Here is a 26090-nt window from a genome sequence, read left to right as displayed (position 1 = left end):
TGCGCGCTGCGGCTCGGGGGCGGGAGATGCGTACTCGCTGTACGCGCCGCCAAGCTCAGGCGGGGTGGGTGCGTCAGGCAGAAGCCTGACGGGCCCGGTTGCGGGCGGCGCGGCGCTTCATGGCGCGACGCTCGTCCTCGCTGAGACCACCCCAGACGCCGGAGTCCTGGCCGGACTCGAGCGCCCACTGCAGGCACTGCTCCATGACGGGGCAGCGGCGGCAGACGGCCTTGGCTTCCTCGATCTGCAGCAGCGCAGGACCGGTGTTGCCGATGGGGAAGAAGAGCTCGGGGTCTTCCTCGCGGCAAACGGCGTTGTGACGCCAGTCCATGGCTGCTACCTCTCCTTGGTATTACGTGCAAGTTGCTTGTGAATGTGAACGCTTTCACGAATCCCTCAACAAGTGAAGGGCCGCCCGTCAGGTTTCCCTGACGAGGTCCTGTGAGTTGAAGAGGGGTTCCGGTGATCTGTGGAGCCGGTGTTGCGGGCTGTCCCGATCGCCACGTAGAGACTCGCAAACCTCAGCGGCGGATACAACCCCTTCCGGAAAGTTTTTTTTGATTCCTCGGTGTCGACTAGGTCACAGCCGTACTTCCATGGGGTGGATCCTGGCCTAAACGTTCGAGTGAAAGGACTTCAGCCCTTTCTGCTCACACAATCACACGCAGTGCACGGCGTACGCCTGTGAACGTCACGCTCGTACGCAGCCCGAGGTGGTCGCCGTCCATCTGGAGGGGCAGAGGGACCTTCGAATGCAAGGTGAACTCGGTCAGGTCGTGCAGGGATGTGACGTGCTTGCCATGGGGTCCGCGCTCGGGGGACGAAGCGAGCAACTGGGTGCCATATCGGGCAACCGCGACCGTGGACATACGGCTGAGACCGAGTACGTCGAGCCCGGTATCGAACGAGGCCTTAGGAGACGCGTACACCGGACGATTGCCCAGATACGTCCACGGCGACGTATTGCAGACTATGGACAGCACCAGATCCGTCACCGGGTCCTGGCCCGGCTGCTCCAGCGTGATGGTGCCGTGCCGGCGGTTCGGCTCCTGGAGGAACTGGCGTACCACCTGGCGCAGATAAAGGGCGTGCGTGGACTTCTTCCCGCGCTCGCGCTGCTGCTCGACCCGGCCGACCACACCCGCGTCGAAGCCGAGGCCCGCGCAGAAGGTGAACCAGCGGGCCGGCACCCCTTCGTCCTCGGTGCCCGGCGTGCCCGAGGCGATGCCCATGCCGACCGTGCGCTCACTGCCCTCGCGCAGCGCGTCCAGGATCGCGCCGGTCGCCTCCACGGCGTCGTTGGGCAGACCCAGGGCGCGGGCGAAGACGTTGGTGGAACCGCCGGGGACCACGGCGAGGCGGGGGAGCTGCTCCGGGGCGGGGCCCGCGTGCAGCAGGCCGTTCACGACCTCGTTGACCGTGCCGTCGCCGCCGAGGGCGACCACCAGGTCGATGTTCCCGCTTTCCGCCGCCTGGCGGCCCAGGTCGCGCGCGTGGCCGCGGTACTCGGTGGTGACCGCCTCGAGCTTCATCTCGCTCGCGAGCGCGTGGATCAGGACATCGCGCGTACGTGCGCTTGTGGTGGTAGCTGCCGGATTGACCACGAGAAGTGCACGCATGGGTTGCAGCGTACCTACTGGGTGGTACTCGGCACAGGTCGAGGTAGGGATCACGTAAGAGATCGGTACGTGAACCTTGCCACGGAGCCGCTCCGCGGGGAGGGCGGGGAAGGGGGTGCCGCGCAATGCCGTCGTCCGTCTGCGGGCTCATCGTGGCTGGTCGCGCAGTTCCCCGCGCCCCTTCAGGGCGCTGCCGGGCCCGGCGCTACTCTTCTGGGGTGAGCAGTGAGCAGAACCCCGTCGCCCCGGAAACTGTCGACCCCCGCCCGCGCCGCCTGACCTACGCCGCCCTTCTGGCCGCGCTGGAAGGGCTCGCGCTCGTCGCCGGAGGTGTCTGGATGCTCGTGGAGGGGCTCACGGGCGAGCCGGACGACCGGCAGTCCGCCGTCACCGGCGGGGTCACGCTCGTCGTCCTCGCGCTGCTGCCGCTGCTCGCCGCGCGCGGGCTGCTCGGGCAGCGCAGCTGGAGCCGCGGGCCCGCCGTCATCACGCAGATCATGGCGCTGCCCGTGGCCTACAACCTGCTCCAGGCCGACAGCATCGCGATCCCGGCGGGCATCGCGCTCGCGGTCGTCGCGATCGCCGCGCTGGTGCTGCTCGTCAACGGCGAGACGACCCGGGCCCTCGGGATCCGCGGGCCCGGCAACGCGGAGAAGTAGAACGCGCGGCGGCGGCCCGCGCGGGACTACTCCTCCACCAGCAGCTTCTCCCGCAGCTGGGCCAGCGTGCGCGCCAGCAGCCGGGAGACGTGCATCTGGGAGATGCCGACCTCCTGCGCGATCTGCGACTGGGTCATGTTGCCGAAGAAGCGCAGCAACAGGATCCGCTTCTCGCGCGGCGGCAGATCCTCAAGGAGCGGCTTGAGGGACTCGCGGTACTCGACGCCCTCCAGCGCCTCGTCCTCCGCGCCCAGGGTGTCCGCGACTGCCGGGGACTCGTCGTCCGTGTCGGGGACGTCCAGGGACAGCGTGGAGTACGCGTTCGCCGACTCCAGGCCCTCCAGGACCTCCTCCTCCGAGATCGCCAGCTTCTCGGCGAGCTCGTGGACCGTGGGGGAGCGGCCGTGCTGCTGCGAGAGTTCCGCGGTCGCCGTGGTGAGCGCGAGGCGCAGCTCCTGGAGGCGCCGCGGCACCCGGACCGCCCAGCCCTTGTCGCGGAAGTGCCGCTTGATCTCGCCGACGACCGTCGGGGTCGCGTACGTCGAGAACTCGACGCCGCGCTCCGGGTCGAAGCGGTCGACCGACTTGATCAGGCCGATGGTGGCGACCTGGGTGAGGTCGTCCAGCGGCTCGCCGCGGTTGCGGAAGCGGCGCGCGAGGTGCTCGACGAGCGGCAGATGCATCCGGACCAGCTTGTTCCGGAGCTCCGCGTACTCCGGGCTGCCGTCCTTCAGCTTGCGCAGCTCGATGAACAGCGCGCGCGCCCCGCTGCGGTCCTGAGGGTCGTGCTGCGTGGCCTGCCCGCTCCGCTCGCCCTGCTGATCGTCTCGCTCGTGCTCGCTCATCGTCCCGCCCGTCGCCCTTCCCCGAGCCCTCGTCTCTGCTCGGACAGGGGAGACCCCGATCCGTCCGTCCAGAGGCGAGCTCTGCACGGCACCTTCCTGATCCCGCTGCCCGTCGTCCAGGAAGCCGGCCTCCGGCGCGTCGTCCACCGGATGCTGCCGGGCCTGTTCGGGGATGCCGTTGACTCCGTCCCCCATGCGTCGGGACCCGCCTGTGCCCTCGGCCGGCAGCTCCCGTGTGCCGCGCTCTTCGTCACGCACCGGCCCGTCCCCTGTCCTCACGCCGGCCCGGGTCCCGCGCCGCGCTGTTTGTAGAGGCTGATCGAAACGGTTTTGTCGTCGTCCACGGCCGAGGAGACCTTGCCCGCGAGCGCGGACAGGACGGTCCAGGCGAAGGTGTCACGCGCGGGGGCGTGACCGTCCGTGGTCGGGGCCGACACGGTGACCTCTAGCGAGTCGTCGACAAGGCGGAACACACAACTGAGCACCGAGCCGGGCACGGCCTGCTGGAGCAGGATCGCGCAGGCCTCGTCCACCGCGATGCGCAGGTCCTCGATCTCGTCGAGGGTGAAGTCCAAACGGGCCGCGAGTCCGGCGGTCGCCGTACGCAGCACCGACAGGTAGGCACCCGCAGCCGGCAGCCGGACTTCCACGAAGTCCTGGGTCGCGGGCTCGCCTGCGATCTGGGACACCCTCACCTCCAAGGTGGTACAAGCATTTCGGGGCCGAGGGTCGCCCCTCGGGGTAACGCGAAGTGTGGTTCGACGGTGACGCTATCGCGCTCTCAACTTTCCTGTCCCCAGGACCCCAACCCCTCGGCGTCACTCACAGTAAAACTGTGGATACGCTCCGTGTCTAGGGGTCTGCGGCTCCAATTGGGAAGAACGCGCGCCGGGTTGACGTACCCAGACGTCAGACCGTCGAACCGTCCAGAACCGGAGTCGTCCCGCGGCGGTCCGCGCTCACACGAGTACGTGGTCGAGGAAGCACCAGCGCCAGCTCTCACCGGGCTCGAACGTGCGCATGATCGGATGCCCGGACTCCTTGTGGTGCTCCGTGGCATGTCTTCCCGGCGAGGAGTCGCAGCAGCCGATATGACCGCAGTCGAGGCACAGCCGCAGCTGTACCGGGTGCTGGCCGAGCTTCAGACACTCCGGGCACGTGTCGTTCAACGGCACGGGTTCCGGGTGCGGCAGCGCGTCGGCGTGCGTGCACTGTTTCATGATTGCCAGATTACGTCGGCTGTGCGGAAGCCCGCGCGGAAAAACGATGCGGGCGGCCGACGATGAAGACCACGAAGACGATGAACGAGGGCGGGCGAGGGTCATGGACGTGATGCCACTGCTGTTGCTGGTGGCGGGCAGCGCCGCGGTCGCCGCGGCGGCCCGGCGCACCCCGGTGCCGGCGCCACTGCTGCTGGTCGCCGCCGGGCTGGTCTTCTCGTACGTCCCGGGGGTCCCGGAGTACACCCTCGACCCGGACGTCGTCCTGCCGCTCGTCCTGCCCCCGCTGCTGCACTCCGCGGCCACCGACAGCTCCTATCTCGACCTGCGGGCCCAACTGCGCCCGGTCGCGCTGCTGTCCGTGGGGTACGTGCTCTTCGCGACCTTCGCGGTCGGCTGGGCCGCCTACGAGATCGTGCCGGACCTGTCGCTGACCGGGGCACTTGTGCTCGGCGCGGTGATCGCGCCGCCGGACGCGGTCGCGGCGACGGCGGTGGCACGCCGCGTGGGGCTGCCTTCCCGGATCACCACGATCCTCCAGGGCGAGTCCCTCGTGAACGACGCCACCGCGATCACCGCCTACCGCGTCGCCCTCGCGGCCGCGGTAGGCGAGGGCGCGTCCTGGGCGGGCGGCATCGGCGAGTTCCTGCTCGCGGCGGTCGGCGGCGTGGCGGTCGGCCTGGTCCTGATGGTCCCGATCCACTGGCTGCGCACCCACCTCAAGGAACCCCTCCTCCAGAACACCCTCTCCCTCCTGATCCCCTTCGTCGCCTACGCGGCGGCCGAACAGTTCCACGCCTCCGGAGTCCTCGCGGTCGTCGTGGTCGCCCTCTTCCTCGGACACCGCGCGTGGGAGGTCGACTTCGCCACGCGCCTCCAGGAAGACGCCGTCTGGAAGATGGTCGCCTTCGTCCTGGAGTCGTCGGTGTTCGCCCTCATCGGCCTGCAACTGCCCGTCGTACTCAAGGATCTGGGGGAGTACGAGGGTGTCCGCGCCGTCTGGTACGCGGTGGCCGTCTTCCTGGTGGTCGTGGTGTCGCGGTTCGTCTGGGTCTATCCGGCGACGTTCCTCCCGCGGCTCCTCTCCGCGCGGATCCGCGAACGCGAGGACAACCCCACCTGGAAGGGCCCGTTCGTCATCGCCTGGGCCGGGATGCGAGGCGTGGTCTCGCTGGCGATCGCCTTCTCGATCCCGGAGACCCTGCACGGCGGCGAGGAGCCCTTCCCCGGCCGCAACCTGATCCTCTTCCTGACGTTCACGACGGTCATCGGCACCCTGGTCGTCCAGGGCGTCACGCTCCCGCCGCTGATCCGCGTGCTGAAGCTGCCCGGCCGCGACGCCCAGGCCGAGACCCTCGCCGAGGCCAACGCCCAGGCGCAGGCCTCCCGGGCCGCGGAACGCCGTCTGGACGAACTCCTCTCCGACGAACGCAACAGCCTCCCGGAACCCCTCGCCGACCGCCTCCGCAGCGTCCTGGAACGCCGTCGCAACGCCGTCTGGGAACGCCTCGGCCAGGTCAACCCGATCACCGGCGAGACCGTCGACGACACCTACCGGCGGCTGTCCCGCGAGATGATCGGCGCCGAACGCGCGGTCTTCGTGAAGCTGCGCGACGGGCGCTACATCGACGACGAGATGCTGCGGACGCTGCTGCGCAGGCTGGACCTGGAGGAGGCGGCGGCGTACCGGGAGGCAGCCTGACGACGGCGAACGGTCAGCCGCCGAACGGGGCCCCGGTGATCACGGCGGCCACCGTGGTCCCCGGCCTGAAGGCGTTCTCCTCCGCCAGGGCGACAAGTCCGTACAGCAACTTGGCGACATAGAGACGTTCGACGGGCAGGCCGTGGCGCTCCTCGAAGTCCGCCGCGAACGTGTCGAGTTCGGGTGTCGCGCGCGCGTACCCCCCGAAGTGGAACCGGTCGTCCAGGGACCAGTCGCCGACCCGCGCCCCGAACGCCTCCCGCTGGAGACCCTCTATGTCGGCCGTGAGGAAACCGCCCTTGAGCACCGGTATCCCCAACGCCCGCTGACCGCCCCCCAGTCCGGCCGCCAGCCCCGCGAAGGTGCCCCCGGTGCCGCACGCCGCCGCGACCACATCGGCCCGCCCCCGCAGCTCCTCGCCGAGCGCCCGGCATCCCCGTACCGCGAGCGCGTTGCTGCCGCCCTCCGGTACGACGTACGCGTCCTCGGCCCCCGCGGCGCTCAGCATCTCCGCCAGGGCCGACGGCTCGGACTTGCGGCGGTACGTCGACCTGTCGACGAAGTGGAGGCGCATGCCGTCGGCCGCGCAGCGGGCCAGGGAGGGATTCAGGGGGCGGCCGGCGAGTTCGTCGCCGCGGACCACGCCGATCGTGGGGAGGCCCAGGAGGCGTCCGGCAGCGGCCGTCGCGCGGAGGTGGTTGGAGTAGGCGCCGCCGAAGGTGAGGACCGCGCGGCCGGCGGCGGCCGTGAGGTTGGGGGCGAGTTTGCGCCACTTGTTGCCGATGAGATCGGGGTGGATCAGGTCGTCGCGTTTCAGGAGCAGCCGGACGCCCCGGCGGGCGAAGCGGTCGTCCTCGATCTCCCGCAGCGGCGACGGGAGCCGGGGGCGCAGGGCGGCGAGGTCGGGGCTGGTCACGCCCCCATTGTCGCCCCCGTCGTCACCCCCGGGACATCCGTGCCGTGACGGCGGCTACTTCAGGCGGTCCCTGATCCGTTCCCGCATCGACGTCATCGTGAAGCCGCGCGGGTCCACCTTCCCGGGCTGCCACTCCAGATGGCCGATGACCGACCGTTCCGACCAGCCGTGGTGGCGGCAGATCGCGGCGGAGACCCGCTCGATCGCGTCCAGCTGGGCGTCGGGCCAAGGATCCTCGCCGTCGCCGAGGTTCTCGCACTCGAAGCCGTAGAAGTGGCGGTTGCCGTCGGTGTTCGCCTCGTTGTCCGGCGGGAGGGCCTTCTCGGCGATCACCGCGCGCAGGACGTCGTCGTCGCCGAGGCCCGCGTGGTTGGCGCGGCCGTAGCCGACGAGATGGACGCGGCCGTCCTTGGTGATGACGCCGTGGCACAGGGGGCCCGGGAGGGACTCGTAGCCGTCGCGGCAGAGTTCGACGGTGCGCTCGCTGCCCTTGGTGACCGTGTGATGGATCATCACGCCGTGCACCGGCCCCCAGGGGCCCTTGTGGTTGCGGTTGTGATGTCTCCAGTCGCCCACCTCGACGACGGTGACACCCTCGTCCCGCAGGGCGTCCAGGAAACTGCTCGCGGACATGGGTGGGGACATTCCGCCTCCTTCGCGTGCGCGACGGCCGCCCCTCGCGGTCGCCTCGTACCGCTGCTTGTACCGGAGAAGAACGCCCGGAACCACCCGGTTCGTACGGTGTGCGAGCCGTTTCGGACACGGGGCCGGGAATGGCGTACGAGATCTCGGCCATTGCCCAGTTATCGAAGATCCAGTCCAACCCTTTCGTGTAATAGCACCGACACACTGAGTGATGGAAGGCTTGCCCGCAGATCGATGCCCCGGCGCAGACCGGCGCGGGAGCATGACCGGGAGGGCAATTCTCATATGTCGGTAGGCGAAGAGGTCCGCACGGAGCAGGGCCGGCCGCAGCAGAGTCTCGGCACTGCGGCCGCGCGGAACCTGGCCACCACCACCAAGTCCGCACCCCAGATGCAGGAGATCAGCTCCCGCTGGCTGCTGCGCATGCTGCCCTGGGTCAACGTTCAAGGCGGTACGTACCGCGTGAACCGGCGGCTGACCTACGCCGTGGGGGACGGCCGGGTCACTTTTGTGAAGACGGGTGACCGGGTCGAGGTCATCCCCGAGGAACTGTGCGAACTGCCGGCGCTGCGGTCGTACGAGGACGAGGAGGTGCTCACCGAACTGTCCCGGCGCTGCCAGCAGCGCGAGTTCGGCGCGGGTGACGTGATCGCCGAGTTCGGCAGCCGCGCCGACGAGGTCTTCCTGCTGGCGCACGGCAGGGTGGAGACGATCGGCACCGGCCCGTACGGCGACGACGCGGTCCTCGGAGTCCTCGCCGACGGCGCCTACTTCGGCGACCAGGCGCTCCTCGACCCCGAGGCCATCTGGGAGTACACCGCGCGCGCGGTCACCGCCTGCACCGTGCTCGTCCTGCCGCGCGACGCCGTCGAGCAGGTCGCCGAGCGCACCGACTCCCTGCGCGACCACCTCCAGGAGCAGCGCGCGATCCCGGAGCAGAGCACCAACAGGTACGGCGAGAAGGCGATCGACCTCGCGGCCGGTCACACCGGCGAGCCGGACATCCCGCACACCTTCGTCGACTACGAGGCCCGGCCGCGCGAGTACGAACTGAGCGTCGCCCAGACCGTGCTGCGCATCCACTCGCGCGTGGCCGACCTCTACAACCAGCCGATGAACCAGACCGAGCAGCAACTCAGGCTCACCGTCGAGGCGTTGAAGGAGCGCCAGGAGCACGAGCTGGTCAACAACCGTGAGTTCGGGCTGCTCAGCAACTGCGAGTACGACCAGCGGCTCCAGCCGCACGACGGTGTGCCCAGCCCCGACGACCTGGACGAACTGCTCAGCAGGCGGCGCGGCACCAAGTTCCTGCTCGCCCACCCGCGCGCGATCTCCGCGATCGGGCGTGAGTTCAACAAGCGCGGACTCGTCCCCGAGACCATCGACGTGAGCGGCAACCGCATCCCCACCTGGCGCGGGATCCCGATCTACCCGTGCAACAAGATCCCGGTCACCGAGGCCCGTACGACCTCGATCATCGCGATGCGTACCGGCGAGGCCGAGCAGGGCGTGATCGGTCTCCAGCAGGCCGGCATCCCGGACGAGATCGAGCCGAGCCTGTCGGTGCGGTTCATGGGCATCAATGAGCAGGCGATCATCAAGTACCTGGTGACGGCGTACTACTCGGCCGCGGTCCTTGTGCCGGACGCGCTCGGCGTGCTGGAGAACGTCGAGATCGGCCGCTGGAGGTGACGTTTCTGCAGCTGGGAGCGGTGTCCCCGCCCGCAAGGGCGGGTACATCCCGGTCGTACGCGCCCAGCCGCAGCGGAGCGCCACCGCCCGCGGACACGCCGAGGGGAACCCTCATGACCGAGCTGATCAGGGAGGCGAAGCGGCACGCTGCCGGGGAGCCCCCCGCCGGGGAACGCTTTGCGGGCGAGGGCCCCGCCGACGCGCGCCCCGCCGGGAAGGGGCCTGCCGGGAAGGGTCCTGCCGGGACAGGGCCGCTCGACGGGCACGAGGCGGCGGTGATCCTGGAGCGGACCCGGGTCTCGGTCGACCCCGTGCTGCGCGCGGCGATCGAGACGCTGCCCGGGTCCATGCGCCGGATCGCGCTCTACCACTTCGGCTGGGAGCACGCGGACGGCACACCGGCGGCGGGCAACGCGGGCAAGGCGATACGGCCCGCGCTCGTCCTCACCGCGGCCGCCGCACTGGGCGGAGCCCCGGCCCGGGAGGCCGCCGTACGGGCCGCCGCGGCGGTGGAGCTGGTCCACAACTTCACGCTGCTGCACGACGACGTGATGGACCGCGACACCACCCGGCGCCACCGGCCCACCGCCTGGACCGTGTTCGGCGACACCGACGCGATCCTTGCCGGGGACGCCCTCCAGGCACTGGCCCTCGGACTGCTCGCGGAGGATCCGCATCCGGCGGCGGGGCGGGCCGCCGCTCGGCTCGCGGCCTGTGTCGTCGAACTGTGCGAGGGCCAGCACGCGGACACGACCATGGAGAAGCAGGGCCCCGACGAGGTCACCCTCGCCGAGGTGCTCGCCATGGCCGAGGCCAAGACGGGCGCGCTGCTCGGCTGCGCCTGTGCGCTGGGCGCGCTCTACGCGGGCGCGTCGGAGGACGACGTCCGGGCGCTGGACGCGTTCGGCCGGGAGGCCGGGCTCGCCTTCCAGCTCATCGACGACGTCATCGGCATATGGGGCGACCCGAGCCGCACCGGCAAACCGGCCGGAGCGGACCTCGCCGCCCGCAAGAAGTCCCTGCCGGTGGTCGCCGCGCTGACCTCCGGCACCCCGGCGGCCACGGAACTGGCGGCGCTCTACGCGGCTCCCTGCGCGAAGGAGGACCTCGACCGCACGGCACTCGCGGTCGAACGGGCCGGCGGACGCGACTGGGCCCAGGTCCAGGCCGGCGACCGGATGGCCCGAGCGATGGGCGAACTGTCCCGCGCGGTGCCGGAACCGGAGGCGGCGGAAGGGCTGTTGGCGCTCGCGGAGTTCGTGACACGGCGGAGTGGTTGAGCGCTGGTAGGTGAAGAGGCCGTATTGGTCTGCGGATGCGGATGCGGATGCGGATGCGGTCGTGGCGTGGGCTCGGAGTTGGTGCCGACGCCGGCCCGGATGCGGCCGCGGATCCGAATGCGATGCGGATGCGACCTGGATGCGGATGCGATGCGGCCCGGATGCGGCTGCGCACGCGGTCGTCCTGAACCCCGGAGCCCCCGGGGCCCTGCGGCTCCTGACCCCGCACGGTCCTGTGGGGCTCCGGTCCGGCGGGTCCCGCACATCCCCACGGTGTGCGGGCCTCGCCTGTTCACGTCACACCCGCCCCAGCCGTGCTTCCTGCTTCCTATAGAGTCAACGCCCGCACGGACAAGGCGAGTTGACGCAAAGGGGCGGGGCATGGGTGTGGCGATCCGGGCGGCGGGTCAGGGCGATCGCGAGCTGGTCGTACGGGTGTTGAGCGCGGCGTTCCAGGACGACCCGGTCAGTGGCTGGATCTTCCCGGGTGTCGAGTACCGCCGGGAGACCCAGCCGCTCCTCATGGCCGCGTTCGCCGACATCGTGCTCGCGGAGGGCCGGATAGACCTGACCGAGGACGGCAGCGCCTGCGCGCTCTGGCTCCCCATGCCCGACGAGGTGCACGACGACGGCGGCGAGGGGTTCAGGCAGGTCCGCGCCGCGGTCGACCCGGAGAACGAGCGCGTGGAGATCCTCGGTCGGCTGACGGCCGAGATCCATCCCGCCGGGCGCGCCCACGAGTACCTCTGGATGATCGGCGTGACCCCGGGAAACCAGGGCCAGGGCCTCGGCGCCGCCCTCATCGGCTCGGTCACCGACCGCTGCGACCGAGAGGGCCTCCCCGCCTACCTGGAGGCAAGCAGCCCCCGCAGCCGAGCCCTCTACGAACGCCTGGGCTTCGAACAGACGGGCCCAGCCCTGACCCTCCCGGACGGCCCGAAGATGTGGCCGATGTGGCGCGACCCGCGAGGGTGACCCCCGTTCGCCCGGGCCTCGGTCGCCCGGGTCCCCGCAGGTCGGGCGGCGTGCCGGTAGGGAGGTAATTGGCGGATGCGTCCGCGTCGCAGTCGGCAAAACCGCAGGTGACTGGGCCCAGCCGTGGGACGCAGCTGCCAATTGCGCCCTCGGCGCCTGGACCCCGGCCCCCTCCGGACCTCCGGCCACCCCGGATCCCGGCCGCCTGGACCTCCGGCCGCCCGGAGCCCGGATCCCGCCTCCGGACCTCCGGCCACCCCGGATCCCGGCCGCTTCCGGACCCCGGCCGCCTGGACCTCTGGCCACCCGGATCCCGGATCCCGCCGCCTCCGGACCTCTGGCCGCCTGTCTCTCCGGTCACCCGGAACCAGGCCCGGCGCATCCGGACCTCCGGTCACCCCGAACCTCGGCGGCCCCTGGACCCCGGGCCCCAGCCATCCCCCGAATCCCCGGGCCCCAGCCATCCCCCGAATCCCCGGGCCCCAGCCATCCCCCGAATCCGCGGGCCCCAGCCATCCCCCGAATCCCCGGGCCCCAGCCATCCCCCGAATCCGCGGGCCCCAGCCATCCCCCGAATCCCCGGGCCCCAGCCACCCCCCCCCCCGAATCCGCGGGCCCCAGCCACCCCCCGAACCCCCAGGCCCCAGCCACCCCCCGCCCCCCTACCCTTCCCCCACCACAACCCCCACCACCCGCTCCACCAACCCCTCCGGCACCCCCACCCCCGGCAGCACCCCCTCCAGCACCCCCGGCAGCGTCAGGTGCTCCAGGATCAGCCCGAGCATGGCCAGATACAGCACCACGACCGTCTCGTCACCCCCCGGCAGCCCCATGTCCCGGTGGAACTCCATGCCCTCCTCCAGGTCGCCGCGCAGCGACTTCGTGAAGGACTCGCGGAGTTCGGGGCGGCGGGTGGCTTCGAGGCGCATCTCCAAGAGGGCGAGGTAGCCGGTGCGGTCGTGGGTCGCGCGGGTCATGAGGTCCTGCATGAACGCCGTGACCAGGGCCCGGTCCTTCGGTCTCGCCGTCAGTTCGGCGAGGACCGAGGGGTCGGGGGCGAGGCGTACGTGCAGCCGGGTGTCTATCTGGCGGAGCAGGTCGCCGCGCCCGGTGAAGTAGTTGGACGCGGTCCCCACCGGTACCCCCGCCGCCGCGTCCACCGCGCGGAACGTCAGCCCGCGGGCCCCCTCCCGCGCGAGCACCTCGACCCCGGCGTCCACCAGTGCGGCCCGCCGCTCCGGATTGCTCGCCATACGGAATCCCCTCTCCCACTTGAACCGACCGCCGCAACACCCTTGCGACCACTACAAGTGAAGCACTACAACTGAAGTACTTCATCTGAAGCACTACAGATGATGTGGTTCGACCAGCAGAACGCAGCCTACGGAAAGAGAACCAGCTTGCGAAAGCTCACCTACTTCGTCGCCTGTTCCATCGACGGCTTCATCGGTGACGAGAGCGGCGACGCGTCCTTCATGTACCCGTTCGTCGACGAGGAGTTCCTGGAGTTCCTCAAGGCCGAGTACCCGGAGACCATCGCGGCCCATGGCCGCCGCGCCCTCGGTGTCCATCACCTGGAGAACAAGCGGTTCGACACCGTGATCCAAGGTCGCGGCAGCTACGAGGTGGGGCTGAAGGAAGGGCACACCAGCCCCTACAGCCAGCTGCGCGAGTACGTCGCCTCCCGCAGCCTCACCGAGTCACCCGACCCGCACGTCGAGATCATCGCCGACGACCTGCTCGGCAAGGTCCGTGAACTCAAGGCCGAGGAAGGTGACTTGGGGATCTACCTCTGTGGGGGCTCGCAGCTCGCCGGTGAACTGTTCGGCGAGATCGACGAACTGGTCATCAAGACCTACCCGGTCACCATCGGCCGAGGCATGCCGATGTTCGGATCCGGCTTCTCGATCACCGAGTTCGGGCTCGACGAGTTCCGGCTCTTCAAGAACGGCGTCTTCGTGCGGACGTACAGCAGGAAGCCCTGACGAGCAGGAAGCGCTGGCGGCCGCGCCGCCCTACCCTGAAGGCATGGACAGTCAAGAACACGTCTGTCCCTCCTGTGGACAGTCCGTCGGGACGGTCGTCAAGCGTCACAAGACGCTCGGCGCGTGGGTTCCGGTCTGGGTGGCCGGGCCGTGCCGGAATCCGGAGTGCGAGGCCTACGTCGAGGAGGGCGCCGAGCCCGAGGGCGAGCGCGCGAAGAAGACCGGCGGGAAATCCGCCACCGCGAAAGAATCATGAAGCCCGGAAAGCTGACCCTGTCGAGAAACCGGGCCGGGCTCCGACGTCCCCTGTGAGAGCCGCCCGTCAGGGGTGGCCGGAGCCGAAGGAGCTCAGTCATGAAGTACCTGGTCATGGTGCAGGGAACCCAGGCCGACTACGAGGCCATGCGGGGCAAGACCTCCGTGCACTCCCCGGCCGCCTGGAACGAGGAGGACATCCAGGCGATGTTCGCCTGGATGGGCGCGATCAACGACGACCTGGCCGAGAGCGGCGAACTGGTCGACGCCCAGGGTCTCGCCGAGCCCACGCAGACCCGGCACGTCAGCCTCGACGCGGACGGCAAGGCCGTGATCACCGACGGCCCGTACAGCGAGACCAAGGAGCTGCTGGCCGGCTACTGGGTCCTGGACTGCGCGAGCCTGGAGCGGGTCACGGAGATCGCCGAACGCGTCTCGCGATGCCCGCAGCCCGAGGGTGCCCCCAACTACCCGGTGGTGATCCGCCCCATCCCGGACGGTGCCGGAGACCTCACAGCCCCGTGAGACGGACGACCCCGACCGAGGACCTGCTGCGCCTGCACGCGCCGCAGGTCCTCGGCGCGCTGGTCAGGCGGTACGGCCATTTCGACACCGCCGAGGACGCCGTACAGGAGGCCCTTCTCGCCGCGGCGGGGCAGTGGCCCGAGAGCGGGGTCCCGGACAATCCGCGCGGGTGGCTGATCAAGGTGGCCTCGCGGCGGCTGGTGGACGCGTTGCGGGCGGAGGACGCGCGGCGGGCCCGGGAGGAGCGGGCGGTGGCGCTCGACGTACGCCTGGCGCCCGGGGCGGACCGGGCGCCGCGCGAGGACGACACCCTCTCCCTGCTCTTCCTCTGCTGCCACCCCGACCTGCCCCAGCCCGCCCAGATCGCGCTCACTCTCCGTGCGGTCGGCGGTCTGACGACGGCCGAGATCGCCCGCGCCTATCTCGTGCCCGAGCCGACCATGGCCTGGGGGCACCTCCCACGCCCTTAAGGCAGTGGGGGAGGATCAGCCGTGCGAAGCAGAAGGTGAAGGGCGCGCGCTTCGGGCGGCCCGACAACTGGGCGGCGCGGCTTCCGGCCGTCCTCCACACGCTCTACCTGATCTTCAACGAGGGCTATACGGCGTCCTCGGGACCCGTGCTGCAACGCCGTGAACTGGCCGGTGAGGCGATCCGGCTGACCCGTGCCGTCCACCGTCTCCTCCCGGACGCCGGTGAGGTCACCGGACTGCTCGCCCTGATGCTGCTCACCGACGCCCGCCGCGAGGCCCGCACGGCCGCGAACGGCGACCTCGTGCCCCTCGACGAGCAGGACCGCGACCGCTGGGACAAGGCCGCGATCGACGAGGGCGTCGCCCTGATCACCCGGGCGCTGCGACAAGGTCCCGCCGGGCCCTACCAGCTGCGCGCCGCCATCGCCGCCGTCCACGACGAGGCACCGTCCGCCGAGGCCACCGACTGGCGGGAGATCCTCGGCCTCTACGACCTCCTGGTCCGCCTCGTCCCCGGCCCCGTCGAACGCCTCAACCGCGCGGTCGCCGTTGCCATGCTCCACGGACCGGAGGCGGGCCTCGCCGAACTGGACGCCCTGGAAGGTGCGTTGGGGCACCGCCGGGATGCCGTACGCGGTCATCTGCTGGAGCGGGCGGGGGCGTACGACGAGGCGCGCGCCGCCTATGAGTCGGCGGCGGCGCAGGCTCTGAGCCTGCCCGAACGGCGCTATTTGCAGGCGCGGGCGGCACGGCTCAGGGCTTAACGTGAGGGCATGTCCACGCCCATCGTGCACCTGACCGAGCGTTCCCTCTGGGAAGCCGCCCGCGCCCGCGGCACCTACGAGATGTCGACGCGCGGCAAGACCCTCCAGGAGGAGGGCTTCATCCACTGCTCCACCCGCGCGCAGCTCCCCAAGGTCGCCGCCTTCCTCTACGGCTCCTACGACGGGCCCGACGAACTGGTCCTCCTGGTCATCGACCCCGACCGGCTCGGCGTCCCCCTGAAGTACGAGGCCCCGGAGCCCGGCGCCGAGGAGTTCCCGCACATCTACGGGCCGCTCCCGGTGGACGCCGTGGTGGACGTGCAGGCGTGGGGGTGACGGGACGGTTCTGGTCGGAACAGGGGGCATGATCGCGCCCCAAAGGGGCGCGGGGCTGTGTCATGTGCGGCTCCGCCGCGCGGGCGCGACCAGCCACGACGGTGCCGCAGCTGACTAACGGCCTGTCGCGGCACCCCCAGCGGAGCGCGGGGGCAGCCCGCCCGTCTCCGGGTCCCGGCCCGTCAGGCAGTACGTGCCGCCCGCCGGGTCCCGCATCACCGTCCAGTGCCGGCCGTGGGCGACCGTCTCGGCGCCCAGCTCCTCGTGCCGCACCCGGGTCGCCTCGATGTCGGCGCAGGCCAGGTCGAGGTGGGCGGAGGGGGCGGGTTCCTCGTCGAGCCGCTGGAGGAGGACGCGGACCGGGAGGCCGGGCGGCGGTGCGAGGACGTGGAACTCGGGGAGCGAGCCCGGGCGGGACGTCCAGTCGGGCAACAGGGCCGTCCAGAAGGCGACTTCGGCGGCGTAGCGCGACGGCGGGACGTCCAGGCAGACCTGGTCCAGGCGGCTGCCGTGGACGACGGGCGGGCGGACGGACTCGCCGTCCCAGGGCACCGCGCAGAACAACTCCCCGGCGGGGGACCGCAGTACGACCAACGTCCCCTCATCGGCGACCACTTGAGCCCCCAGCCGGGTCGCCGACCCCGTGAACTCCCGTACGTCGTCCACGGCGAAGTCGAGATGGGCACCGCCAGGACCGGCCGCCACCCCCTGGATCTTCACGCAGGCGTCGGCCCCGGCGCCGGGCAGCAGGGTCGCGAACTCCTTCTGCTCTCCCCGGAGTCCGGAAAGCCGTGTGTCCGTAACCGCAGTCCAGAACTCACTGGCCCGCTCGAACCGTCCGGCGGGCCGGTCGACGAAGGCGTACGTCCAGCGGATGCTCATGCCGGGGATCGTAGACGGGGATCGTAGACGGGGATCGTAGACGGGGATCGTAGATCAGCGGGTCTGCATGAACCGCAGCATATTTCCGGCCGGGTCCCGGAACGCGCAGTCCCGCATCCCGTACGGCATGTCCGTCGGCTCCTGGATCACCTCGGCGCCGGACTCCTGGACCCGGGCGAAGAGGGCGTCGCAGTCCTCGGTGGTGAAATTGACCCCGCGCAGCACGCCCTTGGCCAGGAGCTGCTCCATCACCTCGCGGTCGGCGGGGGAGAGGCCCGGGTCCGCGGCGGGCGGCTCCAGGACGATCGACACGTCCGGCTGAAGCGGCGACCCGACGGTCACCCACCGCATCCCCTCGTACTTGACGTCGTTGCGGATCTCCAGGCCGAGCACGTCGACGTAGAAGGCGACGGCCTTGTCGTGGTCGTCGACGGCGATGAAACAGTTGTGGAGTCTCAGGTCCATGGGCCCAACCTACGGCCGATCCCGGCGCCACGCCCGCCCCGAACGCGGTCCTATGCCCGTCTCGGCCGCGTGTACGCCCGCACCACACACGGCGGGATCTCCGCGCTCTCCTCGTGCGAGCGGGCGCGGTAAGAACTCGGCGTCTCGCCCACCAGCTCGGTGAAACGCGCACTGAAGGAGCCGAGCGACGTACAGCCGACCGCCATGCAGACGTCCGTCACGGAGAGGTCGCCCCGGCGCAGCAGCATCTTCGCGCGCTCGACCCGGCGGGTCATGAGATAGGCGTACGGGGTCTCGCCGTACGCCTCCTTGAAGCTGCGCTGGAAGTGGCCCGGGGACATCAGGGCGGTGCCCGCGAGGGCGGTCACGTCGAGGGGCTCGGTGTACTCGCGGTCCATACGGTCGCGGGCCTTGCGCAGACGCACCAAATCCTCACGGTTCACGTCGTCAGCATCGCACGGAGGCCGGCATTCCCGGTAAGCCTTCCGGCCTCGCCGCACGTGGCCGGCATCGCGCTGACCGTGCCCCGGTTCCACTGAGCCCGGGGCACGATCAGCACGCCGCTACTTGAGGTACACCAGGCCGTCCGTCGTCACCGTCGGCCGGCCGCTCGTGCCCACGACCACGATCTTCACCGTGTGCTTGGCACTGCTCGACCAGGTCTTCGTCCAGATCGCGTTGCGGTACGCGGTCGTCGTCGACTTCAGATCGACCGTGGCGACCTTCGCGCCGTCCACGTACACGTACGCCTGCCCGGAGGTCGAGGCCCGCGAGACCACCCAGGCCGCCGAGCGGCCGGTGAACGTCCAGCTCAGCGAGGCGTTCTTGGTCTTGCTGGTGTACGACTTGCCGCCCAGGTAGCTGTACGAGGACTTGGCCGTCCAGGTCCCCGACTTGGTCGCCGAGGTCTCCTGGAGGATCACCGGGGTGCCGCTGACCGAGGCGGTGGCGGTGTTGCCGGCCTGGTCGTAGGCCTTCAGCGACCAGGTGGTGGCCGTACCGGGCTTGGCGCTCTGGACGGTGCTGGTCGTCGTGGGACCGTAGGTCGCGGTGCCCGGGGCGGTCAGCCGGACCTCCTTCAGCGCGGCCGTGTCCGTGGCCTTCCACTTCAGCGTGAGCGGCACGGCCGTGGTGCTCACCGTGCCGGTGCGCAGAGCCAGGTTCGGCTTGGTGGAGAAAGTGGGCGCGGTGGTCTCCGCGACGACCGTCGCCGTCGCGGTGGTCGCCGTCTTCCCGGACTGGTGGACGGCCCGTACGGCGACCTTGTGGCTGCCGACCGCCAGGCTGACCTTGCCGGAGGTGGCGGTGCCCGCGGCGGTGGCGGCGACCTTGCCGTCGACCAGGAGCTCGTACTTGGAGATCAGCGCGGACGGCGTGGTGGCCGACCAGTTCAGGGTGGCGGAGGCCTTGGTGTACGCCGTCGTACCGACCGCGCCCGAGCCGGTGACCGACTTCAGGGTGAGCCCGGCGACCGGGCCCGCCGCCCAGGAGCGGATCGTGGGCAGCTGGGCGTAGAGGGAGGTGCCCGGGCACTCCGTGTTGTAGGCGTCGCGGTGACCGATGATCGTCGGGTACGTCAACTGCGTGCCCAGGGTCCACGACTTGCCGAAGTAGTTGTTGCCGTCGGCGCCCGCGGTCAGCGTGGTCGTGCCGTTCGGGTCGACGCCGTACTGGCCGAGCTTCCACGCGGCGAGCCGGGCGACCGAGCTCAGCACGGCCGTACTGGCGCTCGTGTCGGTGTAGGTGCCGAGCACGGCGATACCGGCGGTCTGGCTGTTGAAGCCGTAGGTGTGCGCGCCGAGCACCGGGAGGTCGACGCCGCCCTTGCGGCCCTCGTAGATCGTGCCGCACTTGTCGACGAGGAAGTTGTAGCCGATGTCTTTCCAGCCCTGCGACTTCACGTGGTACGTGTAGATGCCGCGGATGAGGGCCGGGGCCTCGGCGCAGGTGTAGTCGTTGGAGTTCACGGTGTGGTGGACCGTGACCGCCTTGACCTTGCCGCCCGGCAGATAGGTGGGCTCCTCGGGACTGATCGACTCGTCGGCGCCCCATCCGGCCCGCGAGGTGATCGGCGGCTCCGGCACGGTGGACGCCGGCGCGGAGGGCGCGGTCGAGGTCGGGGAGGCGGACGCCGAGGCGGAGGCCGTCGGTGACGTGCTCGCGGAAGCGGTCGGCGTCTGCGACGCGCTCGCGGAGGCGGTCGGCGTCTCCGTGCCGCCGCTCGCGCTCGTCGACGGCGTGGCCGTGACGTCCTCGCTCGCGGTGGCGCTGGGCGAGGCGGTGTCCTCCATGACGAAGGCGGCCGGCTCCAGGTCCGACACCGTGCCGGAGCCCGGGTCGACCATGTCGAGGCGCAGCCCCTTCGGCAGCTTGGCCGAGGTCTTGCCGTCCACGCGTACTTCCACGCCGTCGGACGCGCCGACCCAGGACGGCTCGGTCCCGGCCCGCGTGGCCCCCTCCTCGCCCTCGCCGCCATCACCCTCCAGCGTCAGCCACTTCGACCAAGCGCCGGTCTCGGCGTCCCGGGTACGGGCCTCGATGGTGGCGTTCACTCGCGCGGACGTGTCGGACCAGGTGAGGCCGAGCATGCTGAACGGCGCGGTGTCGCGCTTGCCCAGCGTGGCCGAGGTGCCGTCGGCGTCGATGGTCAACTGGGCGGTGCGGGTACTCGTCCTGACCGGCTGCGACGCCTTCTCGTCGTCCGCCGCACTGCCCGTGGACCCTCCGCTCACACCCTGGACGACCAGGGCCCCGGTCACCGTGGCCGCCGTCAACGCGGCCGCCCCCCACCAACGACGTCTCATGTCGACGCGCACACCTTTCGCAACAGTGCCCCCAGAGACATCACAGGTGTGATGCCAAGGGGAAAGGTATGCGTAGGGCAACGTCCACAAAGTGCACAACTCGGGCAACGCGGTTGTTGTCCTCGGTAAGAACGCAGTGATCTGCGTCACGGAAGCGCGTAACGTGAGGAGAAGGCCGAGTCGGCGGGGAGTCCCGGTGGTGGCTGCGCGAGGAACCGGGCCGTGCCAGGGGACGGTTGACCCATGGGTTCGCAGGTGTTCGAGAGCGACGACATAGAACAGGTGGAGGACTTCCTCTGCCAGGCGTACGCGCGCATGCGGGTCAGCAGCGGCACTCCGCGCGAGAGCAGGACCAGCATCCGGCGCGAGACCCTGCCGATGGTCAGCGTGGACGAGCTCGATCTGGCCTTCGACATGAGCTACGCGGTGACCCCGCTGGGCCGGATCTGCCTCTGCCTGGTGCACGAGGGCACCATCCAGGACCACACCTTCCACGGCGTACGGGACTCCTTCGGCCCCGGCGACATGGTCCTCCTCGCACCGCCCGACCTCCCCTACGCGGGGCGGATCCGCACGGCCCGCTACAACATCACCATGCTGGACCCCGCCGTGCTGGCCCTGGTCGCCGCCGGCCCTCACCCGTCCCACGAGCCGATACGGCTGACCGGGCACCGCCCGCACTCACCGGCCGCGGCCCGCCAGTTGACGCACACTATTACCTACCTGCGCGACCACATCCTGGCCGACCCGGCCACCGCCGCCGAGCCGCTCATCGCCGCAGCCAGCAGCCAGTTGCTGGCCGCGAGCATCCTCACCGCGTTCCCGAACACCGCGCGCACCGAGCCGCTGGCCCAGGACCGCAACGACGCCCACACCGCCACCCTCAGACGGGCCGTCGCCTACATCGAGGACCACCCCCACCAGCCGCTGTCCGTGGCGGAGATCGCCGCGGCCGCCCATGTGTCCATACGCGCCCTGCAATACGCGTTCCGAACCCAGCTGGACACGACGCCGATGACCTATCTGCGCAGGGTGCGCCTCGCCCTGGCGCACCAGGACCTGTCCGCGGCCGAGGGCGGAGGAGCCACGGTCGAGGCCATCGCCGCACGCTGGGGCTTCCCCCACCCGGGCCGCTTCGCCGCCGCCTACCGCAGGGCCTACGGCACCACCCCGTCCACCACCCTCCGCCGCTGACGCCGCCGCCCCCGACGCCGCCGCCTGACGCCGAAGGGACCCGCCCGGCGAACCGGACGGGCCCCTTCGGGAAGACCCTGACCCGCGATGGTGCACCGATCGCCGGTCCGGGAAGTCGGCCAGGATCAGGCCTTCTTGGTCTCCTAGTAATGGGCCAGGTCGGTGACCTGCGGGGATCTTTCCTGTGGAGCGCTGACCTGGCCTTTTGGCGATTGGTGGCGATGGGGTGCGACGGTCTTGAGCGGGTGTCTTGCGGACTATGTGCGGACTGACGGCGGCTCGGCGTTCTCCGTGATTACAGACATGGCGTCGCTCTGGTGACGGATGCAGGGCCCTGTGACCGTCATTCACCGGCCGATCCAGGACCTCATCCTTCGTGCTGTAGAAGGAGTTCCTTTTGCGGCGGAGCCGCCGAACGAACTCATGGCTGCCTCATAGTCAAGGACGACGGCACTTCTCATCCTGCGGGTACAGGGGGCGCCGTCCCGGTGGCTGCAGAACGCTCGGCACCTCTGCCGTACACGATCCGTGACGCCGGAGTGGAGGCAGCAATCGCCACGGAGGTCTCTCTACTTGATCTATTGCGACGCTGGATCGGGCCGATAGCCGGTGTAGTACTCAGCGCCGAGTATCGGGATATGGGTAGAGGTGATGACTCTGTATGCGCCGCCGGCACCTAGACCGTTTCTACCCCCTCGCCTGGATGGGGAACACCAGGAACCAACGGATGGTCGTAGGTGAAGTGTAGTTCGCCGTATTCATTCGGCGCCTCAGTAGGGACGCTATTATCCGCAATGATCATTTGGAATGACCCGCTGAATTCTCGCTGCAGTTGCATTATGTACTCGTAGACCTTTGCTGCTACTGCCGAGTCTTCAGGCGTCTGCCCCACATTTTTACGTGGACTATCGACAATCAAGAGCGTAGGGTACGGAATACCTTCATGCTGGAGTCCATATTTCAAGTTCGCCAGGTGATATGCGAGGTTCACTATCGTCTTTCGGGCTCCGCCAACTGAAAGTTGGTCGAATGCCTCTCCATTCACGATAGGAAGGTACGTATCCTCGTCAATTTTCGCGCTCGTGTACCACGGAAGCTGAAGAGAACGAACGATCTCGTTAAATACGTCTGATAGCGCTTCGATCCGCTCCTGGTTACGGGCTAGATCGTCCTGCAGCGCGTTTTCTCGCTCAGATACTCGGCTAGCTTCTACTTCGGCGTCCTGCGCAGCCTCTACTGTGGATTGGTAATTACTCCAGCGCGCTCCAGACGCTTCTAGCCGCTCCAATTGGCCTTCAAGTCGGGCAATCTCCATAGCCAGTGTCTGCACCTCTTCAAGCTGCGGGCTGATCAGCTCCGAGGCAGCTCGCTCCAGCTCGATGCTTACTTCGGCCAGTTCCGACTCTACAGAACGAACCTGCTCCCGCTGTCCTTCCAAAGCCTCTTCATCTTCGTCCAGCAGAGACTGTGTCTCACGAATTTGCGCCGTCAGGCGCTTCATTTCTCCGCTGTCAAACTCGTTGGCTGTTGGTTCGGACTGGGTGCAGAGCAGACAATGCCCGCTCGGTACCTCGCGGTGCGTCAAATCCTGGAGGCAACGTGGGCATGATGTGAATTCGAGCCCACTCAACGCCCTATTCGCGACTTCTGCACGCTCTAGGGCTTGCTGTTCCAAGCGAAGTTGCGCCATTAGGGACCTGCTTTTGAGAACATCAGCTGCGGTGGCGTCGTGTACGGCAATTAGCTCGCTTAACTGAGCCCGTAGTTGGCTCACCCGCTCGCGCGTACTGCGTTGCGCTTCAAGGGCAGCCCCGCTTTCAGTCCGAACGGCATTAAGTAGCGACGTGGCCTCTTCAAGAGCACGCCTCGCCTCTCCCTCCAGATCCTGCAATCGATCTGGTTCCGGCTCTTCTGCTTGGACAAGGAAGTCCTTAATTGCCTCTGCTCTGACTTTCAACTGCGCGGCGCGATCTACCCACTTACCTCTCATGATGGCCAGGTCGATCAGTTCGGGCGAATTCAGTCCGTACACGAGCTCGAAGACGGCGCGGCGTTTAAGGTCGAGGTGGGTATTTCCATGTCCAACTACCTGCGTGTCGATCTCATTTTGCCCGAGATAGACATAACGATATAGGTCGAAGAAACTCAATCCGACGGTCTCGCTGGTCGGTTTCGTGCGCTTCCTTGGAATCCGAAGGTCAGGAGGAAGCCCCAACGCTGCCAGCAATTGCTGACTAGCCTTAGGCATATACTTTCGGTTGGTCACGGCCCACGGGCCGATAATTTCCCCGGTAGACTCATCGACCACATCGATGGTGTTCTGATTCATCTCCCTGATGAGTCTGTACCTGCGCTCGCCAAGGATAATCCGTAGCTCTATCGAGGTGACGTGCTGCCTGACTGCTGGCATAAGTTTGGCGTTTTGCGACCCGAGGCCAAATTTAATCAGTTCGAGCAGACTACTTTTGCCCACTCCAATGCTGCCGGTCACGATAGTGACCTGATGCTCAAATCGGTAAACGGCCTGTTCGGAGTTCGTCTTCACGGTAAGCTGGTGAATTCGAATGGTAGAGCCCACTAGATCTCCTCCCAATGGGGACGATTCACTGCGTCCGGAAGTGACTCATAAATCATTCCCTTCAGGCGATTTCCCGAAAGATTGAAACGGCGTCGCAGCATTTTGGAGCGCTCGAAAACAATGCGCCACTCCGGACTTGCGCCCAATTCGCCAGCCATCTGATCGCCGGTGTCCGTTAGGCGAATGCAGATACGTCCTTTCCCGCGAACAATTTCGGCGAGCCCGCAACCAACCAATTTTCCAATCAAAGGGTAATATCGATTATCCCAGGGTCCATACTTATATCGAATCATTCGACTTTCTACTGCATTGCGTTCGTCAGGATTCGGCTCACAGCCAGGGGGCCAACTGGCATCCCTCTCGGGAAGCAGGCGATCGGTGAAAGATGGGTATCTGAGAAGGAAGTCAAGCTTGGCCAACTTGGTTAGGCCGTCGAGACCGCTTGAGTTCGGCTTACCGAAATGATGCAGAAGGATAAGTAAGCGAGCCATGTGATACTCATAGCTTTCATCCGCTCGCATCACGCCACCTCCCCATCATCCTCATCCGGTATGTCGAATTTCGGCGACCACCAAACTTTACATTCATCGGTTAGCTGGTAGGCCAACCCAAGCAGGTGAAGTCGATCCACCGGCACTTCTGGTGGTGTCCCCATTCGCTCCGGAGCTAGTCTCTCGCTGAGATTCGCGAGCATCTGTCGCCCGTAGGGAGCATCAGATTGCATGGTCTCCATCTCGGCCATTCCGGCTTCATGGAGCACCCGTGTAGTGAGATCATCCACTAGGTCGTCTTGGTGTGGCAGGGGTGAACTAAACTGGGCGGAAAATCTTGCCCAAGAACTTCGGGTCCTTCTGGCCGACTGAATCGTCGTTTCGCCGATCGCGCCTTGCCGCAGCTTCCTTGACAATCTTGTTTCAGCTTGTTCTGCAGGCATGGACCCAGTCTGCAGCAATTGGGTCCCGAACTCGGGCACGGTCGAAATGGAAATCTCGATACGGTCTGGAGTTATGAGCCTTCGCTTCATATCCTCCTGCTGGAGAACATCATGATCGAGTGAGTCGAAACACGAAAGCGCCCAAGTGACGTCTTCCCGCTCGGTCGCCACGGAGCGAGATGCATCCTCCACGACCTGGACGAGTGCGTCATAAACCCGGCCTGCATCAAGGTTCCTTTTACCGATCCGCCTCAACATGGGGCGCGCGTACTCTTCTATGTTTTGCGCCCTTATGTGTCTCCGCGATGGGATGCCATCCTCGATCCTTAACCTTGCCAGAAATTCTTGAGCTTCATTCGAGTCGGTGCACCCGAGTTTGGTGTAGAGCTGTTCGGAAAATTCCGCGAGGAGGCGTGTATCGCCAGCGGCGCATGCCTTTGCTAGCTTCTTTGCTGTAGGATCGAGACCCCCATTGGTGACGAGGCGTGCCTGATCCGGCTTTCGGCATTCCATCCATCGGGCACATAGTGTGTCGAGCCCTCCATCGCCGCACAGACGTGCGATGGTCCAGCTGCCTTGGCTCTTCTCGCGGTGCTTGACGCTGACCAGCACGTACCTATTGCCCGATAGCGCCAAGATGTAGTCCGTGTGCCACTCGCAGAGAATCCAGAGCAGTTCGCTTGATCCGAACTCGCAACAATGCCTGGCTATGGCCTGGTACTGAAACCGATACCTATCCCCGGTGTCGCTTCCACTGTCCTCCGCTGGCTCATGCATGAGCTCCCAGGGCACGTCCAAGCCTGCTCCCCCTAATCCCTCGTGACCACTAGAAGTTACGCGGTTACGGTCAGCGAGGCTAGAGGTGCTTCAAGATTGATCCATTGTTCGACGTGTCGCAGATCGCCGGCCGAGGGACTGGTTGTGTCCTGGCGGGGGTGAGGTCCAGACGGGGGCACCGTCCAGCCGCATCTCACCCATTGGATGGGTGCTCCGGGGCATCTGCAAGCTGGGACTGCGTCACCGTAACCGCAGAAGTATCGTCGCAGGTCAGAGGCGTTTTGGATGCGCACCGGGCGTGTCTCGTCTTCTGAGTTCCGATCGGCACATCTACTTCGGGCAAGGCCGCCAGCAGCCCAGTCGACGCTGGAGATGGGAGTGTCCTCCTCCCGGGTCGAATCATGCAGCAGCGCGATGGATCTCGATGGCGAGGGCGCCGAGGGCATCCTTACTCGGTGGGTAGATGGCGCGGATGTTGGCCAGGTGCTGGTTGCGGGTGGCGGTCGGATGAGCCCCACAGTTGGTGGAGCCGAGCGCATCAGTTGGCGGGCGAGCACGGCCTGCAGCG

General features: G+C 68.2%; 25 protein-coding genes and 2 pseudogenes. 11 read left to right on the top strand and 16 right to left on the bottom strand.

From position 1 onward, the window contains the following. Positions 1-73: 73 nt before the first annotated feature. Together ABZ928_RS36485 and ABZ928_RS36480 are read right to left on the bottom strand one after the other, a co-directional pair. Positions 74-331, bottom strand: a complete 258-nt coding sequence (locus ABZ928_RS36485; protein WP_016639615.1) for a WhiB family transcriptional regulator — start codon at positions 329-331, stop codon at positions 74-76. Positions 332-650: 319 nt separating this feature from the next. Continuing rightward, positions 651-1619, bottom strand: coding sequence for a diacylglycerol kinase family protein (locus ABZ928_RS36480; protein ID WP_361528380.1), 969 nt, complete (start codon positions 1617-1619; stop codon positions 651-653). A gap of 218 nt (positions 1620-1837) precedes the next feature. On the opposite strand from ABZ928_RS36480, the gene ABZ928_RS36475 reads away from it, so the two are divergent. Then, entirely contained in the window at positions 1838-2278 is a 441-nt protein-coding gene (locus tag ABZ928_RS36475; protein WP_361528378.1) for a hypothetical protein, read from the top strand. Positions 2279-2304: 26 nt separating this feature from the next. Here the strand turns inward: ABZ928_RS36475 and ABZ928_RS36470 are convergent, their stop codons facing one another. From ABZ928_RS36470 to ABZ928_RS36460, 3 genes are all read right to left on the bottom strand, one after another. After that, positions 2305-3402, bottom strand: a complete 1098-nt coding sequence (locus ABZ928_RS36470; RefSeq protein WP_361528376.1) for an RNA polymerase sigma factor SigF — start codon at positions 3400-3402, stop codon at positions 2305-2307. Beyond that, positions 3399-3812, bottom strand: coding sequence for an anti-sigma regulatory factor (locus ABZ928_RS36465; protein WP_030784224.1), 414 nt, complete (start codon positions 3810-3812; stop codon positions 3399-3401). The genes ABZ928_RS36470 and ABZ928_RS36465 overlap by 4 nt, the downstream gene beginning before the upstream one ends. A gap of 270 nt (positions 3813-4082) precedes the next feature. Further along, positions 4083-4343 (bottom strand): UBP-type zinc finger domain-containing protein, encoded by a 261-nt coding sequence (locus ABZ928_RS36460; protein ID WP_361528373.1) that lies wholly within the window; start codon positions 4341-4343, stop codon positions 4083-4085. Positions 4344-4446: 103 nt separating this feature from the next. On the opposite strand from ABZ928_RS36460, the gene ABZ928_RS36455 reads away from it, so the two are divergent. Further along, positions 4447-6045 carry a Na+/H+ antiporter gene (locus ABZ928_RS36455; RefSeq protein ID WP_361528371.1) on the top strand — a complete coding sequence of 533 codons (1599 nt, stop codon included), beginning with the start codon at positions 4447-4449 and terminating at the stop codon, positions 6043-6045. Between the two features lie 13 nt (positions 6046-6058). Here the strand turns inward: ABZ928_RS36455 and ABZ928_RS36450 are convergent, their stop codons facing one another. Both ABZ928_RS36450 and ABZ928_RS36445 read right to left on the bottom strand, forming a co-directional pair. Continuing rightward, positions 6059-6961: a pyridoxal-phosphate dependent enzyme gene (locus tag ABZ928_RS36450; protein WP_361528369.1), complete on the bottom strand. Its 903-nt coding sequence runs from the start codon at positions 6959-6961 to the stop codon at positions 6059-6061. A gap of 54 nt (positions 6962-7015) precedes the next feature. Further along, the gene (locus ABZ928_RS36445; protein ID WP_361528367.1) at positions 7016-7606 is read right to left on the bottom strand and encodes an N-acetylmuramoyl-L-alanine amidase; all 591 of its coding nucleotides are present in this window, start codon (positions 7604-7606) and stop codon (positions 7016-7018) included. A gap of 285 nt (positions 7607-7891) precedes the next feature. Between ABZ928_RS36445 and ABZ928_RS36440 the strand changes: the two genes are divergently transcribed. From ABZ928_RS36440 to ABZ928_RS36430, 3 genes are all read left to right on the top strand, one after another. Continuing rightward, entirely contained in the window at positions 7892-9298 is a 1407-nt protein-coding gene (locus ABZ928_RS36440; protein ID WP_361528365.1) for a family 2B encapsulin nanocompartment shell protein, read from the top strand. Positions 9299-9411: 113 nt separating this feature from the next. Then, positions 9412-10578 carry a family 2 encapsulin nanocompartment cargo protein polyprenyl transferase gene (locus ABZ928_RS36435; protein WP_361528363.1) on the top strand — a complete coding sequence of 389 codons (1167 nt, stop codon included), beginning with the start codon at positions 9412-9414 and terminating at the stop codon, positions 10576-10578. 381 nt (positions 10579-10959) lie between these two features. Next, on the top strand, positions 10960-11553 hold the full coding sequence (locus tag ABZ928_RS36430) for a GNAT family N-acetyltransferase (RefSeq protein WP_361528361.1): 594 nt from the start codon (positions 10960-10962) through the stop codon (positions 11551-11553). Positions 11554-12215: 662 nt separating this feature from the next. Here the strand turns inward: ABZ928_RS36430 and ABZ928_RS36425 are convergent. After that, positions 12216-12806, bottom strand: coding sequence for a TetR family transcriptional regulator (locus tag ABZ928_RS36425; RefSeq protein WP_361528359.1), 591 nt, complete (start codon positions 12804-12806; stop codon positions 12216-12218). Between the two features lie 147 nt (positions 12807-12953). Between ABZ928_RS36425 and ABZ928_RS36420 the strand changes: the two genes are divergently transcribed. From ABZ928_RS36420 to ABZ928_RS36400, 5 genes and pseudogenes are all read left to right on the top strand, one after another. Then, positions 12954-13538 (top strand): dihydrofolate reductase family protein, encoded by a 585-nt coding sequence (locus ABZ928_RS36420; protein ID WP_361528357.1) that lies wholly within the window; start codon positions 12954-12956, stop codon positions 13536-13538. Positions 13539-13581: 43 nt separating this feature from the next. Beyond that, positions 13582-13794, top strand: a complete 213-nt coding sequence (locus ABZ928_RS36415; RefSeq protein ID WP_361528355.1) for a hypothetical protein — start codon at positions 13582-13584, stop codon at positions 13792-13794. A 98-nt stretch (positions 13795-13892) separates the two neighbouring features. Next, entirely contained in the window at positions 13893-14318 is a 426-nt protein-coding gene (locus ABZ928_RS36410) for a YciI family protein (RefSeq protein ID WP_361528353.1), read from the top strand. Next, positions 14315-15552, top strand: a pseudogene (locus ABZ928_RS36405) (DUF6596 domain-containing protein). The gene ABZ928_RS36410 and the pseudogene ABZ928_RS36405 overlap by 4 nt, the downstream one beginning before the upstream one ends. A 9-nt stretch (positions 15553-15561) precedes the next feature. Continuing rightward, entirely contained in the window at positions 15562-15888 is a 327-nt protein-coding gene (locus ABZ928_RS36400) for a DUF952 domain-containing protein (RefSeq protein ID WP_361528351.1), read from the top strand. Positions 15889-16002: 114 nt separating this feature from the next. Here ABZ928_RS36400 and ABZ928_RS36395 read toward each other — a convergent pair whose 3' ends face one another. From ABZ928_RS36395 to ABZ928_RS36380, 4 genes are all read right to left on the bottom strand, one after another. Continuing rightward, the gene (locus ABZ928_RS36395; RefSeq protein WP_361528349.1) at positions 16003-16770 is read right to left on the bottom strand and encodes a VOC family protein; all 768 of its coding nucleotides are present in this window, start codon (positions 16768-16770) and stop codon (positions 16003-16005) included. Between the two features lie 54 nt (positions 16771-16824). After that, on the bottom strand, positions 16825-17235 hold the full coding sequence (locus tag ABZ928_RS36390; protein ID WP_361528347.1) for a VOC family protein: 411 nt from the start codon (positions 17233-17235) through the stop codon (positions 16825-16827). Positions 17236-17285: 50 nt separating this feature from the next. Beyond that, positions 17286-17678: a helix-turn-helix transcriptional regulator gene (locus tag ABZ928_RS36385; protein WP_361528345.1), complete on the bottom strand. Its 393-nt coding sequence runs from the start codon at positions 17676-17678 to the stop codon at positions 17286-17288. Positions 17679-17798: 120 nt separating this feature from the next. Next, positions 17799-20039 carry a peptidoglycan recognition protein gene (locus ABZ928_RS36380; RefSeq protein ID WP_361528343.1) on the bottom strand — a complete coding sequence of 747 codons (2241 nt, stop codon included), beginning with the start codon at positions 20037-20039 and terminating at the stop codon, positions 17799-17801. A gap of 243 nt (positions 20040-20282) precedes the next feature. On the opposite strand from ABZ928_RS36380, the gene ABZ928_RS36375 reads away from it, so the two are divergent. Beyond that, the gene (locus tag ABZ928_RS36375; protein WP_361528341.1) at positions 20283-21233 is read left to right on the top strand and encodes an AraC family transcriptional regulator; all 951 of its coding nucleotides are present in this window, start codon (positions 20283-20285) and stop codon (positions 21231-21233) included. A gap of 676 nt (positions 21234-21909) precedes the next feature. On the opposite strand, the gene ABZ928_RS36370 is transcribed toward ABZ928_RS36375, so the two are convergent. The 4 genes and pseudogenes from ABZ928_RS36370 to ABZ928_RS36355 form a co-directional block, all read right to left on the bottom strand. After that, a complete protein-coding gene (locus tag ABZ928_RS36370; protein ID WP_361528339.1) occupies positions 21910-23778 on the bottom strand; it encodes a hypothetical protein in 1869 nt (622 codons plus the stop codon). A gap of 32 nt (positions 23779-23810) precedes the next feature. After that, positions 23811-24332: a hypothetical protein gene (locus tag ABZ928_RS36365; protein ID WP_361528337.1), complete on the bottom strand. Its 522-nt coding sequence runs from the start codon at positions 24330-24332 to the stop codon at positions 23811-23813. Further along, entirely contained in the window at positions 24332-25543 is a 1212-nt protein-coding gene (locus ABZ928_RS36360) for a dsDNA nuclease domain-containing protein (RefSeq protein ID WP_361528335.1), read from the bottom strand. Before ABZ928_RS36360 ends, ABZ928_RS36365 begins: the two co-directional genes overlap by 1 nt. Before the next feature lie 378 nt (positions 25544-25921). After that, a pseudogene (locus tag ABZ928_RS36355) lies at positions 25922-26032 on the bottom strand (RNA-binding protein); the annotation flags it as partial. Positions 26033-26090 lie beyond the last annotated feature (58 nt).

Origin of the sequence: Streptomyces sp. NPDC046909, assembly GCF_040644695.1 — a bacterium.
Taxonomy (GTDB): domain Bacteria; phylum Actinomycetota; class Actinomycetes; order Streptomycetales; family Streptomycetaceae; genus Streptomyces.
The sequence above is the reverse complement of the archived record's forward strand: the minus strand, read 5'-3'. Positions and strand labels throughout refer to the sequence as shown.